At 46.1% G+C, this 19726-nt stretch carries 14 protein-coding genes; 2 read left to right on the top strand and 12 right to left on the bottom strand.

Features of this window, described 5'->3' with window-relative positions:
• The 3 genes from ACLTD4_RS26020 to ACLTD4_RS26010 form a co-directional block, all read right to left on the bottom strand.
• On the bottom strand, positions 1 to 265 hold a 265-nt coding region (locus tag ACLTD4_RS26020), incomplete at its 3' end, for a Na/Pi symporter (RefSeq protein ID WP_412331675.1).
• Entirely contained in the window at positions 265 to 1353 is a 1089-nt protein-coding gene (gene ytvI, locus ACLTD4_RS26015; RefSeq protein ID WP_006771589.1) for a sporulation integral membrane protein YtvI, read from the bottom strand. The genes ytvI and ACLTD4_RS26020, both read right to left, overlap by 1 nt.
• A gap of 22 nt (positions 1354 to 1375) precedes the next feature.
• Positions 1376 to 4039, bottom strand: a complete 2664-nt coding sequence (locus ACLTD4_RS26010) for a cation-translocating P-type ATPase (protein ID WP_412331674.1) — start codon at positions 4037 to 4039, stop codon at positions 1376 to 1378.
• Between the two features lie 417 nt (positions 4040 to 4456).
• Here ACLTD4_RS26010 and ACLTD4_RS26005 point away from each other — a divergent pair, with 417 nt between their 5' ends.
• Positions 4457 to 6292, top strand: coding sequence for a diguanylate cyclase domain-containing protein (locus tag ACLTD4_RS26005; protein WP_006771591.1), 1836 nt, complete (start codon positions 4457 to 4459; stop codon positions 6290 to 6292).
• 18 nt (positions 6293 to 6310) lie between these two features.
• On the opposite strand, the gene ACLTD4_RS26000 is transcribed toward ACLTD4_RS26005, so the two are convergent.
• The 9 genes from ACLTD4_RS26000 to ACLTD4_RS25960 form a co-directional block, all read right to left on the bottom strand.
• A complete protein-coding gene (locus tag ACLTD4_RS26000) occupies positions 6311 to 8323 on the bottom strand; it encodes a PcfJ domain-containing protein (RefSeq protein WP_006771592.1) in 2013 nt (670 codons plus the stop codon).
• Positions 8320 to 9105, bottom strand: coding sequence for a Cas9 inhibitor AcrIIA9 family protein (locus ACLTD4_RS25995; RefSeq protein WP_006778099.1), 786 nt, complete (start codon positions 9103 to 9105; stop codon positions 8320 to 8322). The genes ACLTD4_RS26000 and ACLTD4_RS25995 overlap by 4 nt, the downstream gene beginning before the upstream one ends.
• Positions 9106 to 9158: 53 nt before the next feature.
• The gene (locus ACLTD4_RS25990; RefSeq protein WP_006778098.1) at positions 9159 to 10091 is read right to left on the bottom strand and encodes a DUF5688 family protein; all 933 of its coding nucleotides are present in this window, start codon (positions 10089 to 10091) and stop codon (positions 9159 to 9161) included.
• Positions 10092 to 10199: 108 nt separating this feature from the next.
• Positions 10200 to 11984: a YodL domain-containing protein gene (locus ACLTD4_RS25985; RefSeq protein WP_006771595.1), complete on the bottom strand. Its 1785-nt coding sequence runs from the start codon at positions 11982 to 11984 to the stop codon at positions 10200 to 10202.
• Between the two features lie 48 nt (positions 11985 to 12032).
• Positions 12033 to 13076, bottom strand: coding sequence for a hypothetical protein (locus ACLTD4_RS25980; protein ID WP_242663930.1), 1044 nt, complete (start codon positions 13074 to 13076; stop codon positions 12033 to 12035).
• A 68-nt stretch (positions 13077 to 13144) separates the two neighbouring features.
• On the bottom strand, positions 13145 to 15424 hold the full coding sequence (locus ACLTD4_RS25975) for an ATP-dependent RecD-like DNA helicase (RefSeq protein ID WP_006778097.1): 2280 nt from the start codon (positions 15422 to 15424) through the stop codon (positions 13145 to 13147).
• 219 nt (positions 15425 to 15643) lie between these two features.
• The gene (locus ACLTD4_RS25970; RefSeq protein ID WP_006771599.1) at positions 15644 to 16711 is read right to left on the bottom strand and encodes a YqaJ viral recombinase family protein; all 1068 of its coding nucleotides are present in this window, start codon (positions 16709 to 16711) and stop codon (positions 15644 to 15646) included.
• 579 nt (positions 16712 to 17290) lie between these two features.
• Complete coding sequence (locus ACLTD4_RS25965) at positions 17291 to 17482, bottom strand: helix-turn-helix transcriptional regulator (RefSeq protein WP_175422944.1); 192 nt, start codon at positions 17480 to 17482, stop codon at positions 17291 to 17293.
• Between the two features lies 1 nt (position 17483).
• Complete coding sequence (locus tag ACLTD4_RS25960; RefSeq protein WP_006771601.1) at positions 17484 to 17774, bottom strand: hypothetical protein; 291 nt, start codon at positions 17772 to 17774, stop codon at positions 17484 to 17486.
• A 209-nt stretch (positions 17775 to 17983) separates the two neighbouring features.
• Between ACLTD4_RS25960 and ACLTD4_RS25955 the strand changes: the two genes are divergently transcribed.
• Positions 17984 to 19705, top strand: a complete 1722-nt coding sequence (locus ACLTD4_RS25955; RefSeq protein ID WP_006771602.1) for a LytS/YhcK type 5TM receptor domain-containing protein — start codon at positions 17984 to 17986, stop codon at positions 19703 to 19705.
• The last annotated feature ends 21 nt before the right edge of the window (positions 19706 to 19726 follow it).

The raw sequence follows: 19726 nt of genomic DNA, 5'->3' as shown, positions 1-19726 counted from the left end.
TAATAATCCAGACTGCCTGCCTAAGCGTCATAAGTCCGGAATTGACAAAGCCCACCACCATTACCGTTGTGGCGGAAGAGGACTGAATCACCGCCGTAATGCCGGCGCCCACACATACCCCTAAAAAGCGGTTGGCTGTCAGGCGTTCCAGAATATGCTTCATACGGCTGCCGGCCGCCGCTTCCAGATTGACGCTCATCATCTGCATACCATATAAAAACAGCGCCAAACCGCCCAATAATCCAAAAAACATTCCCATACTCATTACTTTTCCTCCGCCATCTTAAATAATTTTATTGCTCCCTTTTCATTCAAGTGGCGCAGCAGGGAAATCCCGATTGGAAAACCAAACAGCCCCAGGACGCCAAACAACTGGGCGCCCACGAACATACCCGCCAGGGTCACAACCGGATGAACCCCGATCTGGCTGCCGACAATCTTTGGCTCTAATATATTGCGGACCACTGTAACAAACAGATAAACCAGCAAAAGTCCCAGCGCCAGCGGATAATCTCCCTGCAGCGCCGTAAGGATAGTCCACGGGATCATAATGCCTCCGGTTCCCAATACCGGAAGAATATCAAAGAGGGCAATTAAAAACGCAATTAAAACTGAATTTTTTACGCCAATGACAGACAGTCCTACTGCCAGCTCCACAAACGTAATCGTCATAATCAGCGCATAGGACCGGATACATACAAGCAAAGTGCCTACCACATATTCTTTGATCTGGAAAAATACATCTTTTGCTTTCCCATCAAGCTGCATCAGACAAAATCCCGTCAGCCGGTGGTAATCCAAAGCAATGAAAAACGTAGAAATAATCATGAGCAGGATTTCAATAAATAAGCCTGGCAGGGAAGAGGCAATCCCAGAGATATGCCCCATGGCGTCCATGGACAGGCCGGAAACCATCTGCCCCGCCGACTGGACGAACTGAGTTTCCAGTTCCATAAAGGCAGCCAGGAGTGTGTTGTCTACCCGGAAAATCGACTGCTCGAAGCTGTCAAACAGGCTGATTAAAGCAGGTTCTACATAATATGCGTAAATACCGGGCAGATTGGCTGTAAGTTCCTTTGCTGCGGACAAAGCCTTGACACCCAACAGAAATATTAAAAATCCGATGGTGCTGTAAAACAACAGCACCACCAGAATAGCCGCTGGCTTCCAGTTTAAGCGAAGCTTTCCTGACACAAATCCAATCGGGCCTTTTAAAACCCACGCAATCAGGAATGCCGCCACAAACGGGGAAAGCATGGACAAGCCATATTTTAAAACCGTAAAAGCCATTAAAAACAAAATTGAAAAATAAGCAAAATGGATAATGAATGCTCTCCTCTTTTCTGTTTTCATACGTTACCTCCTCGTATAGAAATCATCGTTTCTCCCTTTTCCTGGCGCGTTTCACCCACTTCACAGCCTCCATCTGAACAATGGACAGGATAGAAAGCCCCATAACGGTGAGCCACTGGGTTCCGGTTAAATAGGTCAGCCGGAAAGCGCTCTGCAGAGACGGGATAAACAGGATACATGCCATCAGACCGGCCGATACCAGGAACGATACAACCAGCCACGGGTTCGGCCCCTCCGCCCTCACCCAGATAGGTTCTGTGTTGGAGCGCTGGTTAAATGCACGAAGCATCTGAGAAATTGCCAGCACACTGAAAGCCATGGTCTGGCCTGTGGTATGGCTGCTCTGATCCGCTCCGATAAAGTACGCGGCGATTGTCATAGCCGCCACGAAAATTCCCTGTCGTATCACTCTGGCAATCAAATCGCGTTCAAACAAGGTTCCCGCCTTGACCGGCTTATGCTTCATAATATTTTTGCTTGCCGGGTCAACGCCCAAAGCCAGAGCCGGCAGTGTAGCGGTCGCTAAGTTTACCCAGAGTATATGAACGGCCAGAAGCGGAGCTTCCCAGTTAAATAAGGTTGCCAGAAACAAGGTTGTGATTTCCGCAATATTTCCCGCCAGCAAAAACTGGATTACCTTCTGGATATTCCGGTATACGCGGCGCCCTTCTTTGATTGCATAGGCAATCGTGGTGAAACTGTCGTCCAGGAGAATCATATCAGACGCTTCCTTTGCAACGTCCGTTCCTGTGCGTCCCATCGCCACACCAATATCTGCTGCTTTTAACGCCGGGGAGTCGTTTACGCCGTCACCCGTCATTGCAGCCACTTCGCCGTTCCTCTTTAAGGACTGGATAATGCGGAGTTTATCCGCCGGAGACACTCTTGCGAATACCGTGGCGTGTTCTACCGCCTGGTCCAGTTCCTCCTCACTCATGGCAGACAAGTCCTCACCCGATATTACGGTATCGCCATTCTGCCAGATGGAAAGCTCCTTCGCAATGGCAAGAGCGGTTACCTTATGGTCTCCCGTAATCATAATGGTGCGGATACCGGCGTTCCGGCAGGTCCGTACAGATTCGGCTACCTCTTTCCTTGGCGGGTCAATCATACCGGCCACGCCGATAAAGGTCATATCAAACTCAATATTTTCTTCTTCGTCCTCCGGCAGATGTTTCAGGGTTTTCACGGCAAATCCCAGCACTCGCAAGGCTTTTTGTGACATGGAATCACACATTTCCTGAATCTGCCTGATATCGGTCTGCGTAATCGGACGCACACCCCGGGAAGTCAGCATACCCGTACACAAAGGCAGCATTTCGTCCACAGCGCCTTTTGTATAGGAAACCAGCTTCTGATTAATTTCATGAACGGTGGACATCCGCTTTCTCTCCGAATCAAAGGGCTGCTCAAACAGCCTGGGGTACGTTTCTTCCAATTCTTCATGGTCTATCCCAAATTTCTGTGCCAGGAAAATCAAGGCCCCCTCCGTGGGGTCTCCGATGATTTCTCCCTTGTGATCCGGGTCCAGACTCGCGTTGTTACAAAGCGCTCCAGCGTAAACCAGCTCCCGGTAAACGTCCGGGTGCTCTTTGTCCGCACATTCAACCGCTGTCGTTGTCCCCGCTTCAAAATCCCCGTTCACCGCAATCTGGGTGACGGTCATCTGGTTTAGGGTCAGGGTTCCTGTCTTATCGCTGCAAATTACCGTGGCGCTGCCCAGTGTTTCCACCGCCGGCAGCTTCCGGATTAAGGCGTTCTGCTTAGCCATTCTCTGGACACCCAGAGCCATGACAATCGTTGCCGTGGCAGGCAGTCCCTCCGGGATAATAGAAATTGCCAGAGATATAGCCACCAGAAACTGGGGAATCAACGGCCTTCCGTAAAAAGCGCCGATTGCAAAGATAAGGGCGCAGACAATGATACCCACCACGGTGAGGGTCTTACCCACCGCGTTCAGCTTTCTCTTTAACGGGGTATCCAGCTCATCCTGGTTTTCCAGAAGCCCTGCAATATTGCCGACCTCTGTACTCATACCGGTTGCCACCACCACGCCGGTTCCGTGGCCGTAGGTCACGATAGAGGAGGTATAGGCCATATTGGCCCGGTCTCCCAGCACACATTCCTGCGGCATAATCTCCTTGGCGTCCTTTTCCGATGGAACGGACTCCCCGGTGAGTGACGCCTCCTGTATTTTCAAATTCGCTGATTCGATTAACCGTAAGTCAGCCGGAACCATTGCCCCATCATCAATCAGGACGATATCTCCGACAACCAGTTCGCTGGCCGGCACAATACTTTCCTCTCTCTGGCGCAAAACCCTGGCGTTAGGCGCGCTCATCTGTTTCAATGCTTCGAGGGAGCTTTCCGCCTTCTTTTCCTGTACAATTCCGATTACCGCATTGATAATTACAATCGTCAGTATGACGATTGCCTCCGTCCATTCTGAAAGCACGGCGGAGAAAACAGCGGCGCCAATTAAAATCAGCACCATGGGATCGGTAATCTGGCTCTTAATCATCTGCCAGATGGTTTTTTTCGGTTTCTGACGCAGTTCATTGCGCCCGAAGCGGGCCAGCCTTTCGGCAGCCTCGGCATCGCTGAGCCCTTCTTCAGAGGTGTGTAACGCTTTGTAAATTGCCTCCGGCTCTGTTGCGTGCCAAGGCAGTCGCTTGTGATTTTCCATATAGGAAAGACCACTCCTTTCTTTTTGAGATATTATTAGTTATTTATTCTAAGTCAGAAGACAAAAAGACATAGCCCGCGCTTTTATAAAACAACGCAGGTTATGCCTTTTATGTACTGAAGCTTATTCGATTGTTTATATTACTATAACTTCGGGCAGCGTCGCTATCGGCGTCGTCCATATAGATTTAAGTTCCTTTCTGAAATAAAAATATGTTTATGTGTTTTATTGGCATTATATGAGCGAGGGCATCTCCTGTCAACAGGGATGATTCAATTTTAACAAATATTTAATACTTGCTATTCTAAGAAACTTATTAAAAAGACAGAATCCCTGATTCCATAAAACACATTGACCAGGTAGGTTGTGCCATTATATAATGTCAGTATTTACTGACACATTGGACAGGAGACTACAATGCGATTTTATAAAAAGCCATTATTCGCCATTAGCGTTTCACTTTTTTTGGTACTGGCGGTAATTATCATAACAACTCTCGTTTATAGTAATTCTGTCCATAAAGCTCTGCAAGAAGAAACCGATGCCTATATGGAGGAATTAACCAAACAAAATGCCCGGCTCATTTGTGAACGTATAAAAAGCGATCAAACCTATTTGGAAGGGCTGGCAGCTTCTATCAGTGAACTTGATGTGCCGCTATCATCTCCACAGACTTTGAGGATATTGAGCCAGTGGATTGATATAACCCGTTTTAAATGGATGGCAGCGGCTGATAAAGAGGGAAGGCTTTATGTGCCCGACTATCCGGAAACACCCGATATCTCCCAGGAGCCTTATTTTCAAAGTGCAATGAACGGCAGCTCCTCCGTCATGTGGCTGCCGGAAGTCGATGGAAAAAGTGAAAAACTTGTTATTTCCGTACCCATCACTGACAATGGACAGCCAGAAGGCGTATTGCTCGGGCGCTATTCTATGGAAAATTTATCCGAATTGTTTACAGTTGGCGCTTTTGATGGAAAAGGATATAACTATGTCATAAAATCAAACGGAAGCATAATTTTTCGGGCACTAACCGACCCCATAGCATCAAACTATAAGACGCTTAATGATATTGCAGAAAACACTTCCAGCACCTTGACATCGGACGATGTAAAAGTCATGCTCCGCAATATGAAATCTGGCACTGGCGGCAGTATCATTTATAATCGGGACGGGCAGGAGCGCATAATGAAGTTTATTCCAGTGGGGATCAATGACTGGAACCTGGCTCTGGTAATCCCCTCCAACGTCATTGATGCAAAAGCACAGTCCATCATAAGAAGTACGAGTTTTTACAGCGCTGTTATAATACTTTCATTTTCAGTTGTTGCTTCACTCCTTTTTTATTTGAAACATCAGAACCACAGGACACTCCAGAAATCCTATGAGAATATTCAGTCTATATACCGGACCGTGCCCAGCTCAGTGGTACAGTTCAAGAATAACCGCGACTATTCCATTTTGAGTGCAAATGACGCTTTTTATAATTTCCTCGCTTATTCACCACAAGAATATAACAAACGAATCGGCAGCTTTCTACTTCCTATCATCCACCCACAGGACCGTGACTCTATTGCCTCGCTTCCTGTCGGATTATCCGAACATGAGTTTCGGGTGCTGGACGCTAATGGGCAGACAAAGTGGGTTTATGGAAATTTTGATTGCTCTAATACTTCTCAAACAGTGCTGTGTGCCTTTTTCGACATCAGCGAACAGAAAAAATTGCTAATGAATGCCGAACAGGAGGCAATGATTGACCCTCTAACTGGTGTGAAAAACAGGCTGGCCGTTGAGAAAATACTTTCGGCGTTGCTCCACAAGGAAAATAGATCCGGCGCGTTGATAATGCTTGACTTAGATAGATTCAAACAAGTCAATGATACGCTCGGTCATCCGGAAGGTGACCGTGTGTTGCAGAAATTTGCACACTGCCTTATTGAAATCTTTGGCAGCAATAGTTTTGTGGCACGCCTCGGCGGTGATGAATTTATTGTCTTTTCAAATGAAATAGCGCTACCAGAAGATGCGGCTCGAAAGGCGCGGCAGCTTATTGATATAATGGCACAGCGGCTGGAGATGGAGGAAAAGAAATGCGGACTGGCTGTGAGTATAGGTATCGCCTTCTATCCATCAGACGCTGACAGCTTGACAGAATTAATAAAACTGGCGGACCAGGCTCTCTATCATGCAAAGCACAACGGAGGTAAGCGCTACATGCTTTATTCGGAAAAACAGAAAAGGGAAAAGGTATAAACGCCTTTTCCCCCTTGCTCAAGCTGCGGACTGCAGAACCGGCGCCTGCAAAATTTCCTGCTCCCATTCCTTCAGAAATACTTTAATGGGAGGAGTTGGTGCTCGGTTGGCAAACATGCTCGTCTGACCGATTTCCGCTCCATTCAATTCAACCGTACAAAGAGGCTTCTCCGGTTCATTGACTTTTCGTACAAAGAACACCAGGCATTGTCTTTTAACAACCATTTTGACATATGTTCCAATACAATGACGGAGTTTGTGTCCCTCCTCAATAATTTCTTTTACTGTGCGCGGGAGAGTTATAAAATATCCGTACTTCGAGAAGGCATACTGGCTGTTCAGTTTTTCATACAGCTTCCGGATCTGTCCCTCATACACCTTAGCCTGCTCCTTATCTGATAAATCATTGACCTTATCATGTGCTTTCGGAAGATTAGCCGGATAGAGGACAAAGCTGTTGCTTAAATCATATTCCAGTGCCTCACACATGGAAAGATAGTCTCTGTAGCTGTTTAAAAGTGATTCCATATCACGATATCCAGCTGTGGCCCAGCTTTTTGTTTTATATATCTCAAACTGTTCATCTGCATATCGGATTAATTTATAGGCTGTCATGTACTGTAATGGAACCGTCAGGTTTTCCAGCCGGCTGACCCCATTTCTCGCACACCAGTTAAAAAGTGTTACATCTAAATGAATGTGGTTCTTTAAATACTTTTTGATGAGTGTCAGCTGCTTGCTGCCAGGATTAATCTCCTGAAGCATCGGCAGATGGCTTTTATTCAGGCCCAGTACCTCTTGGATATTTTTACCCTTTTCATTAATTGTCTGACTCAACGCATAGCAGTAATAATCTGGATTCACAATATCTGCCGCTAATCTGTACAAGCCCAGCTTCACCATATATTCCAGCATCGGATAATCCAGGTATCTTTGCAGGTAATTTATCACATAAAATGGCGTCCTGTTTGCCTGATAGTAACGCTCCAGCTGGGAATACCTCCAGGGTGTGTTCTCCAGAACTAATTCCAGATTCCTGTCGTACAGATAGCCGTTATGATCCGCGTTAAAATTATATTGCCATTTGCTGAACACAGGACGGTTCCCCTTTTTCCATGGAGTAATATCCTGACAGCTAAATTGATGATAAAAATGCTCCGACTTTCTACGTCCTTCACGATCCGAATTTATGAATATTCTGGCGCTTTCATAGAGACTATCCTCTGGCACATCGGCATTTGGATATTTACGGTATACTTTAACAAAACGGACCACCAGCTCTTTCTCTGATATCTTCTGTAAGACCTGTACGGTTTCCCTGTCTATGACTGTTCCGCGCCGTCCGCGGCTTTTGTAAGTCACAGCCTTATTGCAATGCGGGCAGCTTCCTTCCGCATTATGTTTTATTCCTGACACTTTTACCGCTTGTTTGCAGGCAGTACAGTATCCGTCCATTTCCTTTCTGTCCTTAGAATACGTGTAAAATATGTAGGCCGGCACAATTTCCCGGTCTATCCAGCCCTTTATCCCTCTGGGAAGCCCAGGAACTGTTTTCATTTTTTCAATAATTTTCCTCTGCATTTTATGCCTCTTTTGCAGCATACTTTGATACATCATTCTGGACTGCAGGGAGTTCAGGCAGGAAAAGCCGTCTTTCTGATCCGTTTTGCAGAATTGCATGACTCTCTTTTCATCATTCATGGAATAGAACGCGCATTTATTTTTGAATAAATAGTACCTGTCTAAATTGTCAAAAGCTGCGCTTCTCCAGAAGGTTGAGCCATCATCACGGCGGGCAAGAGTGAAATACTGTTTACGGCTCTGAAACATGGTCCACAAGGGACGTGTTTCTCCTGCCGCCACCTTTTTCCTGTCATAGATATGCAAAATAAGAACCCTCTGGTGATCCACATTCCTTACCTCTGACTTCACAATGTATTGAATCTGCTCCGCACAGAACAGACCATGGTTCAAATCCATACTCCATTTTGGTTCTGCAAATTTCCGGCATACCTTTTTATTCAACTTCATCCTGCCTTCACCTCCGTTATAAAATCTAACATGAGCTGACCTGTAACGCCTTCATCGGCCGAGACCTCCTGTTTCTCCGGCTCCTGTTTTTTCTCCGTTTTTTTCCTGACTGCTTTCTGAGGCTTACCGGCTGTTTTTGCGTGGTACTGCCTGGAAACAAATTTCTCCTCCTTCTCCTTATCTTCTTCCGCGTCCAAATCTCTGAAATAATCCTCGGCCCACTGATAACAGAGGTCGTCCGGCACATCCTCACCATATAATCCTGTTGTTAGTTCGACATTGTTATTCTTCATTTCCTGCTCAATAAAATCTTTGGCTCTGCGGTAAATGTATCTGAAGCAGTGAATCATATTTTTCCTAGGGTGCATAACCAACCGGGCAAAATCCGGGCTTTCCAGGCACAGAGTCTGTATATGCTCCGACACACACTCCTTCATATTCCGCCGTGTCAGCCGCTCCGTATCGGCGCTGACACGCTTCATAGAAGCGGCCATGACCTCATCGTTGTCCATGGTTTTTAATCTGTCCTGCTGTTCCTGCTCTGCTTTCTTTTTTGCCTGCTGCCTTGCCTCCCATTTTTCTTTACGTCTAGCTTCGGAAGCTTCATGCTCCATGCGTTTTTCATCCTCTTCCTGTATTTCATCCTCGTCCTTTTCCTTTGTCTCAGCCCGGCTGTCCTCCAGATCAGAGGGCAGCATCAGTTCCTCCGCAGCGGTATCCACCGGATTCAAAACTCCTGTTTCATCACGCTGCAACACATGAATATTTAAAGAATCCTGCATCAGTAAATTCTCCTTTTCTATTTGCTGTAATTGTTAAATTGTATCTCTCAACCTCATAATTCCGGACCCCTGTATGCAATGGTGATAGAATCCTCATTTCTGTTATAAAGATAAATGCTGTTTGATAACCGGTCCTCCCTTAAAACCTCGTCTCTATTAACCTCTTCTACCATATGTGAGAGGTATTCGTAATTCCCATTTGCCAACATTTGGGGAATCAACATCACCTCATGGATGCTCGAAGGAAGTATTACAATATTATCTCTATTGATCTGGGCAAACTTTTTCAAACCATCTCCATGTACAAGAGTGGAAGCTCCCTGTATCCCTAATTTTGTTGTCATAATCCAAAAACCCTGCTCATGGGAAATATCTTCCTCTGATATTATCAGATCCAGGTTTCCATCGTTTTCTTCCTCCACCTCCTTTATGACACTCATGACAGATTTTATCCTAACCGGACAGCAGGCGCGCATATTGTAAAGAGCGTCATTATAAATACGTTCTTTCCCAATACCCCACATTTCCAGGTGATGATGCTCCACAGCAGCGGTAAGTATTCTCTGGCTGTTGCTGTCAATCTCAACATAGAACATGATTGCCAGATCAAGAAACGGAACATGGGGCATTCCTTCCAGACGGGCTTTATTTGCCTCATAATTTACCAGCTTCAGCCTGATTTTTGATTGTACAGCCTCGTAATCGGCCAAACCGCCAATATCTATCAATTCCTGTACCCCTCCTTCACCTTGTATCCTCATAATTTCATCGACGATTTCAACCATACTCATTCGGCCATCCACATATTGATCGTAATATTTATCAAGATAGATTAGCGGTGATTCTTTGCCATGTTTCTTAAACAATATACCCGTCAGCTGCTGCCCGTTATTGTGGGTAATTCTTTTAATCAGCACCTCACATGTGCCGACCATCTTGTTTCGGATTCTGTCAGTTACTTCGTAAATAAAATCAATTTTTAACATTTCTTCCCTCCTGATAACAAAAGCGTGGAGATCGGTTTTAACCTGCTCCACGCCTTTGTTTTACCTTTAAACTTTAATCTGTTTGCTTCTCAATCCCTTATGCCGGGATTAGTTCATTTCCTTCATAGGCTTTGCAAAAAAAGGTGAAAAGTTTACCGGAACAAAATTTCCTTTATCCCGATAAAAATAACTCCTCTTACCCTGATCATATAACTCCACCACATCGGACGGCGCCAGACTGCGCCCGTGATAATGTTCCGGCAATTTTCCGCTATAACGGCTGAAAATGTAATCCAAAACCTGCTCTTCCAGCATATCCGCAGGACAAATCAGCGTATCCTCGCACATCAGCCGGTATTCCACCGCAGGCGGCTGCGTATAGTTTGCTTTGTACAGCGCTTCAATTCCCATAAAAGCAAAGGGAATGGTCTTTTGCTCCCCGTCAAAATCTAACTGATAAATACGGAACTTCCAACAGTGCCGCTGGGAATTTAAAAGACATTCCAATTCCGATGCTTCGTTCCGGGTATACAGCTCGTATTCTGCTTTTGCCAGCCCTAAATATTCCTGCAGACTGATTCCTTTTTTCTGATCCGTCTGCCAATCAGCTATATAACTGCCAATAGCTTCAAAACTGCATTTGCCAAAAAGATAACTCGCTTTAAAGCTCGATTTAGGATTTTCTTGTACCAGTTTTTCCTTCCTTCGGAGCGCAAGCTGCCAGTCGTCGATTCCTTTATAATTAGGATTCCATGTCAGCGGCCGGCAATCCATTCCATATCTCCTTGCCATCAGATATATTTTGGATGCTCCCTTAGATGTCATATTGTTATTAAACTTATCCATATCATTTGCCTCGACAATCAGCTCCGTTCCATTCCGGGCCAGCGCTGCAAACAAAGGGTCCAGCGGCCCAACATTATTGGCTCCGGCAACAGCCACAAAGGAGCGGTCCATCAGCATATGGGCTATATCTGCTTTCAGCAGTCCTTCCGTAATATAGACGGTGCGCGCACATGGATTCCCAATAAAATGAACGGGACTTCCCGATGTGACTCCCATATTTTTGTTAGAAGATGAAAGCCAGATATATTTCGTCCCCGCCTTATCCGGCGGATCGTTCTTATCTTTCATTGGGATATCCAGCAATATCTGGGCGCCGCGGATGAAACCGTCTATGCCAACCGCCGGGATCAGAATACCTGATGACCTGCGGTTAAACTTTACCGTCCATCGGTTGTCTTCGTCCAGATAAAAACCTGGAACGCCCTGTACCGTACAGCCCTGCTGAATTATCCGATCAGTAAGAGAGCGGCATTGAGAGGGCGGAGGTGTGCTTTTAAACCCCAAAATGTCAATTTGTTCATCCGTCAGGCCGCGCTTATCAGAGCGCAAATGCAATCTGTGCGGTGTTCTCAATGTCAACATACCAAAAAGCAGCGAAAGAGTCTGATGTATCTCCTGTATACTGGCGCGGGGGGATTGTGGTGTTTCTTCTAATCTCCTGCCGGCTTGTACCATAGCGTTTTCCGGTAAAGCAACGGGTGTAGGTTCTCCCGAATCAGAATCAGCGGCACGCCCTCTGGCATTTATTGCCGGCGAGCTGCTGTACACGGTATTCTCTATTCGGAGCGCCTCGCGTATTTCTCTGTTCGCCTCCGAGTTAGTAATATGGTTCAGCCTTGCATACAGACTTAACATTCCCCCCTGCTCTCCGCAATAATTACAGCGCCACACATTCTTGACATAGTTCAGGTTCATTTTACCCCGCCGGTCTCCGCAGAATGGGCAGTCTGTATAAATGCTGTTTGGACCAGGCCGGCGTCTCTGCAAATGAAGCAGCTCCGCCACATCCAATATTCCATATGGGAAATCCTGGGGATAAGAGTCCATCTGCCGTTTCTCCCTTCTTCATGGCTGCGTGTCTTATTCCGTGTTTCTTTAGCCAGCCTTTTGGCCGTTTAAGGAATCCCACATGATCTGGGCCGCCGCACGGAGGATATTGTTGTTCTTTTTATATCCGTAAACATACCATTTCAGGCTCGGCGGCCGGCGCTCTGCTACCTCGGCCATGGTCCAGCCGCTGCAGGTTCCTTCATCGACCGTTACATTCTGGGCTTCCTCAAAGGTCATTCTCTTTATGATTTCCGCCACAGGCATATCAGCCGTATAGCTGACCTGGCTCTGGGGTGTTTCCTGCGCCATCGGTTCCAAAGCCGCCCTGTTTTCTGGGAGAGACGTATCTGTTTTCAGGCTTTTCACTGTGCTTTCAGCCGTTACAGCCTCCATCAGCTCTGTTGGCAGCTGGTCCATCTCCCCGCTGTTATCGGAACGAGCCTCACTGGTTAAGGTTTTATCTGCCTCCAGTATTGTGACTGTCCTTTCTTCCTTCTCTGGGATAGAAGTCGATTCCGTCACCCTTTTCACCTCTGTGGAAGATGTTTGCGGCGTTACTGTCCTGTAATCTGCCCGTGTTGGGATTTTGGCGGGTTCAACCACATTGTTATCGTTCCGGACAGTCTGTACATCAGCTAAAGGAATTTCGCTCCCATACCGTTCCCCATTTCTGCCAACGCAGATATCAGAAAACTGCAGGCCGAAACCGGCGTTTGTCAGCGCCTCGTCCAATGCTGCCTCCTGAGCCGCCTTTACATAGTGACCGTTTGAAATTTCCTCCCGGGTACAGGCGGCTGTAAAGTTTCCTATGGGTTCCGAATCACTGCGGTCTAAATACACTCCAGCTTCAAAGATTGCAAGCTGTTCCGTAATACGGAGAGCGTTGAGCTTCAGCCTCCCATGGGGGTGGGCCAGCCTGAACCACAGCTTTTTATAGCGGAGGTCCAGCTTTAAAACCTCCTCATTACCCGTCCTTGAAACAGTACGGCGCAGCAGCTTACGCGGGTCAAAGCCCGGAACCTTGTTCAGTTCTGCCACAGCAGGAATCCTTTCGTACAAAGATGTTACATGATGTTTCTTTTCACTCATTGTAAAAACTCCCTTCATAAATAAAATAAGAGACACCTCATGCGTTTTCTGCACATTGTATCTCATTCTTAACCTGCGTTTTTTAATTCCAGTTCTTCTAAATCTGCCGGTATCGGAATCCCCGCGCTCTTGGCAAACGCTCTGTAATATAACCGGATTCTGTGTCCCAGGAGCGTATTGCGTTTATTATTTCCATTCCGGTGAATAGCCGTAAGGAGCGCTGATTTCTGCCCTACCAGCATCACCTTTGTTTTGGCGCGCGTAACCGCTGTATAAATCAAATTGCGGTAAAGCATGATTTTATGGGCCTCCAGCACTGGAAACAGTATAATCGAAAATTCCGAACCCATTCCTTTATGAACCGTAGTGGCGTAAGACAGCTCAACATGTGAGAGATCCTCGAACCCATATTCCAGTTCCCGACCGGGTCCAAAATCCATACCGACCCGTTTTCCCTCGGGCGTATCCTTAACATATCGGATAAATCCTAAATCTCCATTGGACACATGCTCCGTATTTTTTGTCTGCATAATGCGGTCGCCCACCCGGAAGGACTTACTTCCCGTATGTATTTCATCTTCTGTGGAACAAAACGGATTCACCCTCTCCCGGATTACTGCGTTTAAATGTGCTACGGAAGCTGCCCCTTCTTCACGGAACGGCGAGAGAATCTGTACCTGCTCAATTCCATTTTCCGCTATTTCCTGACAATACCGCTCTACAATCGTTTCCGCGGCTTTTGCCTGGTTGACGCTGGGAATAAAAATAAAATCGTCACTACCGTGCAGCCTTGTACAGCCCTGGTTGATCAGTTTGGCATTATGGGGAATCGTGCTGCCCTTTTCCTGTCGGAAGATTTCGTCCAACACCGTGACCGGAATCAGCCCACAGTGTATCATTTCATACAGTACATTGCCGGCGCCTACGCTTGGAAGCTGGTCCACATCACCCACAAGCACGATTTTTGTGTTCCGCTTCAGCCGCTTAAAAAATTGGCTCATCAGCCACATGTCTACGAGGGAAACCTCGTCCACAATAACTAAATCAGCCTCTAAAAGATCCGGTTCTTTTTTCCGGTAGTTTTCGTCCTCCTCACTGACGATACACATACCACTGTGGAGCGTGCTGGCCTCCTCAAACCCTGTACTCTCCACCATTCGCCGGCTTGCCCGGCCAGTGGGAGCCATGAGCTTGATGATCCCTTTCGGATGCAGAATGCGGAACATTTCGATAATCGCTTTAATAGCAGAAGTCTTACCCGATCCCGGAGGTCCTGTTATTATAGACAAATTATACATACATGCCTGTTGTACGCCTTTTGCCTGCATGTTGGACAGAGAAAGACCAAAACGGTTCTTTACCTGCTCCAAAAGAGAATCCATGTTGGGACATGGCGTTCTATCCAGTAAACGCAGAGCAATCTGGCGTGCCGTCTCGTCCTCCATCTCAAAGATATTAGGTTTATAAATATTTTCCTTCATCGACACGACCGCCCCGTTAAGAATAAGCTCCTGCAGCGTGTCCGTCACCTGCTGTTCCCGAATGCGATTGTTGGAAAGCAGAACTTTTTCATTCAGAAGGTATAAAGCCGCTTTTATATGCTCCTTCTTTTCCAGATATAAATGTCCGCTCTTTCCCCTGGCCTCGTCCAGCACGCACAGAAGTGCGCCTTTGATACGCATAGGGTCATGCAGATCGCCTCCGCTTTTCTGCCTGATACTGTCCACCCTCCGGAAGCCAAAGCCCGGAATACGGCACAATGCAAAAGGGTCATTTTCAAGAATTTCTATGCTGGCAGGACCAAAATGCTGGTATATCTTTAATGCCGTTTTGGGTGTCAGCTTGTAAGGCGCCAATAAAGTCATCAAATCACGGAGCATACGGTTTTCCGCGTAAGAGGTTTTAATATCCTCCAGCTTATTTTCCGTTATTCCTCTGACTTCCAGCAGGCGTTCCGGCTGCTTTTCCAGAATGTCGATAACACTCACGCCGAACCGGGCTACTATGTCAGCAGCCAGTTTAGGACCAATTCCTTTAATCAGACCGGATGAAAGATATCCCTCCACGCCCCCCTTTGTTTTTGGAACAATTTCCTGCCATTGCTCCACCTGCAGCTGATAACCATGTTTTTTGTTGAGGACCCATTCTCCCTCCAATTCCAACTCCACCGCGTCTGTGCGGGGAAGTTCATACCCTACAGCAATAAAACGGATCAGGTGATCCTTATTTCGTTCAAGCGAGCGCACATTCTCCGGTATCGTCTGGTCTGAAGATTTGACAATAACAATACAGTATTTGTTTGACGGATTATAAAATATGGTTTTTTCGTAAGTCCCGGTATACTTCATTTTCGTAACCTCCATCTAAACAGGATTACTGTCAGTGTAAGGAGTAATGACGCCAGCTTAAATGCCAGGCCGGCTAAAATTGGAGCAAATACCGCAAGCCACTCCAACTCAATCACTCCAACAACTTTCAGAGCACCAGAAACAAGGGAAATTGCTACGCAAATGCTCATGACCGTATATCTGCATTTTGTTTTCATATGTTTTCCTTTCATCAAATGTTTAAGCGGCTTTCTTCGCCGAAGCGGCAATATGAAACCTCCTGGATTCAGAGACAGTGACAAACTCCTTATAAATTTCCGGATACAGGATTTTCAGACGCATTAGATTATCTTTACTGATTGCAGGCTCTCGTACCGGGTTATAAGTAACTGTATAGTTGGTTCCGTCCTGCTCGCAGACTGCGGTGCAGCTGGTACCCATTTCCGCTATCATCAAAGCTTTTAATCGCTCTAACTCATTTTTTACCTTTTTTGCAGGCGCTTCATAGGTTTTCTTCTGCTCCTGAAGTTCCTGGAAACGAATCAGCTTTTCTTTCATCTTCTCATCAAAATTAATCGCAGACGCGTTTTCATCTGCATGGCCTGCATAGCGGCGGACACTTTTTATGATGAGATCGCCATCTTCCGTATAGGGCGGAGGTACTTGTGCCTGTACATGGTTTTGCCAGAATTCCTGCTCTAAAAAAATCATTTCTTCTTCGTAAGCAAGGTCCCGTTTCAGTTCACGGATAATCACCTCATTCAGATTATTTCCGTAAAGGCAGCAATAAAAAATCCGGTCAATATCCATGACGGACATATAATGCCGCCCTTGGGCTTCATAATAAGACGGGACTATTTCCTGTTTATCCAGCCACCACTTGCTGCGGGCATTATAATTTGTGGTTTTCAGCTCCAGCAAGGCTGTCGTACCATCAGGCAGGGTTGCAAAATAGTCAAGATCCGCCAGCATGAAAGGATACTTTGGGTGATAAAACATCTTTTTTATCTGGTAAATCTCCAAGCCTGTTTTATATTGAAATATTTTGCCTACCAAATCCTCCAGGAGATGGCCTATCGACATGGCTACCCAGTTTTCCTCATTGTCATTGACTGAAACAATGTTCAACTTATCATAGTATAAATCCCTGGACGTGCGAAACGGTGATATGCCGAGAATCGCTGCCACATCGCTGCCGCCGATTCCGCGTCTCCGGTAAGAAAGCCATTCTTCTTCCGAAAGATTTTCCGTATCTACGAGTACCAGCGGACGGTACCGATCCCTCTTCAGGGCGCCGTTCAAAGCCATCCATTAGCACCCCCTTCGCGCTCTGCGGGGAATAAAAACCGATTTTGTGACTGCACAGCGGTTCCAATTCCGTAATTCCACTTTTTTGTTTCCAGTATTCCATCTTTGTGAAATCAACCTCCTTCTTGAATTGCCTCGAAAGCTCTGCTTCTGTTTTACATTCATGTCCGTACCACCTTTCTGTCATAAAATTTATCCTCAAAGCCATATACAGGCGTTTGGGCAGCAAAAAAGCGAGAACGGCTAAGGGGCAAAGCACCTCATGTCCATAATGTTCTATGGACCACAACCATTCTCGCAAAAAAGAAAAAACCTTAAAAATAAAAAAACCAGTATAATCACCGGCCGGAAAGGCGCAATGATACTACTGGTACAAAGATACAAACTTAACAACGTGTGCAATGCGGATCTTTATTCTACATCATAAAATATCCGCCTTACCTGAAGGTTACGCACAAAAATCAATTACAGGAACAGTTTAACACAATATATTGGATAAATCAAGATTATTTTTCTATATATTGTGTATCTAACTGTATTAACTTAAACTCCGAGAAATGCCGCATCACTCTTTAAGTGTTATTGGCATATAAAAAGGTTATCAACTGTAGTTTGCAATTCTTTTGCTAAATGAAAGGCCAGCGCTAAAGTTGGATCATACTTATTATTTTCAATCGCATTAATGGTCTGGCGGGAAACGCCGCATTTTTTAGCCAGCTCTTCCTGGGATAAGCCTTGCTGTTTTCTCATACTCCTTATAATATTTTCCATATCAGTCGCCATATTTTCTCCGGTAATATAAAAGGCATATAAAATAAATCGCAGCAGCAGAAGTAAGCGTGATAAAAGGGTTTACACTCATTTTCTCTACCTTGATAACACTCTCTACTACACGAAAGACCAAACTGCCCATAGTTGCAATCAAGGTCCATGTACTGGCCTTCCATATAATCATTTGCCTTCGCTCGTCTCCCGGCTTTATCAGCGATATAATCATAGAAACATTTAAAATCACCATTACAAGAAGAAAAACAACAAACAAAACAAGTCCAAACTCCCTCATAATAAACTCCTTTCCACAGATAAACCACGCTCCATTATGTCAAAAACTTTTGACACTTTAAGTATATAAATTTCAATACAAAATGTCAAGAGTTTTTGACATTTTATATGTCTGCAAAATCATAAAAAAATATTTGTTATACCTTTACTTTCATGTTAAAATGATTGTAACACCCCATATTAACAGTATCGGAAAGGAGCGCCTTATCCATGCCGGACAACCTTTTCCTCTCCCTGCTATTCAATATAGGATTTCTAATCTTCCTGGCCTTCATTCTGACCAGAATTCCCACTGTCAGAAACATGTTAACGTGCGAAAATTTATCCGTTCCAAGTCAGCTTCTGGCTGCCGTCCTGTTCGGCTTTGTCAGCATACTTGCCACTTATACAGGTATTGAGACAGGAGGAGCTATCGTCAATACCCGCGTTATTGGCGTGCTGTCTGCCGGTCTGCTGGGAGGACCCGTAATCGGGATCGGAGCCGCATTGATTGGCGGTATCCACCGATACTTTTATGAGGCAGGTCAGTTGACCGCTGCCGCCTGTGCAGTGTCTACGATGGCGGAGGGCATGATTGGTGTTTTCTGCTCCAGGTATTTCCACCGGGGTAAGTGGGACAATGGAATGCTGTTTCTGCTAACCGCTGTCACCGAAGTCTGCCAGATGCTTCTGATCCTGCTGATTGCCCGCCCATTTTCCTCCGCCCTGGAAGTAGTGAAGGAGATTGCTCTGCCAATGATTATATTAAACTCCTGCGGCATGGTGGTATTTATTGGAACCTTCCGGGCATTATCCATGGAAAAGGATAATGAAAGAACCAGCGGTATCAGCTTGGCGCTGCATGTGGCAAGCAAATGCCTGCCGCACCTCCGCAAAGGGCTGGACAGTCCCGAGGATATAAAGGCGGCGGCGGATATTATCTTCCAGTCCACCACCTGTTCGGCTGTCATGATTACCAACCGGGAACATATCCTGGCTTTTTCCTGCCTTTCAGGAAACAAGGACTTTACTTCGGTGGAAAGCCTTATGAATTCCCATATAAAAATTGCCATGGAGCAGAATAAGACCATCTGTGTGTCAGATGCAAGCGCCCCCGATCCACTTACTTCTGTATTCAAAAATTATGTATTAGTGGCGGTCCCCCTGACAAGCCGGGGCCAGGTATCCGGCTGTCTTGGCCTGTTTTATAAAAAACGATGGCACAGATCACAGTCTCGGATTGTGTTTGCAGAGAATCTCTCCACATTGTTTTCCACACAGCTGGAGCTGGCAGATTTGAATTACGAGAAAAGCCTGCGCCGGAAAGCAGAAATAAAAGCTCTGCGCTCCCAGGTCAATCCCCACTTCCTGCATAACGCTCTGAACACCATTTCCTGTATGTGCAGGGAAAACCCGGAGCGGGCCAGGGAGCTGTCACGGACGCTTTCCGTATATTACCGCCAGACATTGGAACCACACCATGAAATGACGGACTTGCAAACAGAGCTGTATCAGGTTCTCCGCTATTTGGAGATGGAAAAAGCACGGTTTGAAGAAAACCTGCTGATAGAGACTGATGTTCCGGAAGGACTGAACTGTCTTATCCCTTCCTTCATTTTGCAGCCGTTAGTGGAAAATGCCGTGCGGTATGGCGCTGATAGAGCAGGGCTTAGATCTGTTGCAATCCGCACCCGGAAGACGCCGGAGGGGATACAAATTGAAGTGGCCGATCACGGTCCCGGAATTCCGGAAACCATTGTAGAAGCCATTTTATCCGGTCAGGAACCAGATAAATCCTATGGGCTTTACAACGTCCACACGCGGCTAAAAAAAATTTACGGCTCCTCCGGCGGCCTTTCCATCCAGCACACCGATGGAGAAACCAGGATTTCATTTCTAATTCCCTTTTCCAGTGCCGCTCACAGGTCTGGTGATTGGGAAGCTGCAGAATAGCGGTATGGAACGGATACAGAT

The organism is Hungatella sp. (genome assembly GCF_046966825.1).
The sequence above is the reverse complement of the archived record's forward strand: the minus strand, read 5'-3'. Positions and strand labels throughout refer to the sequence as shown.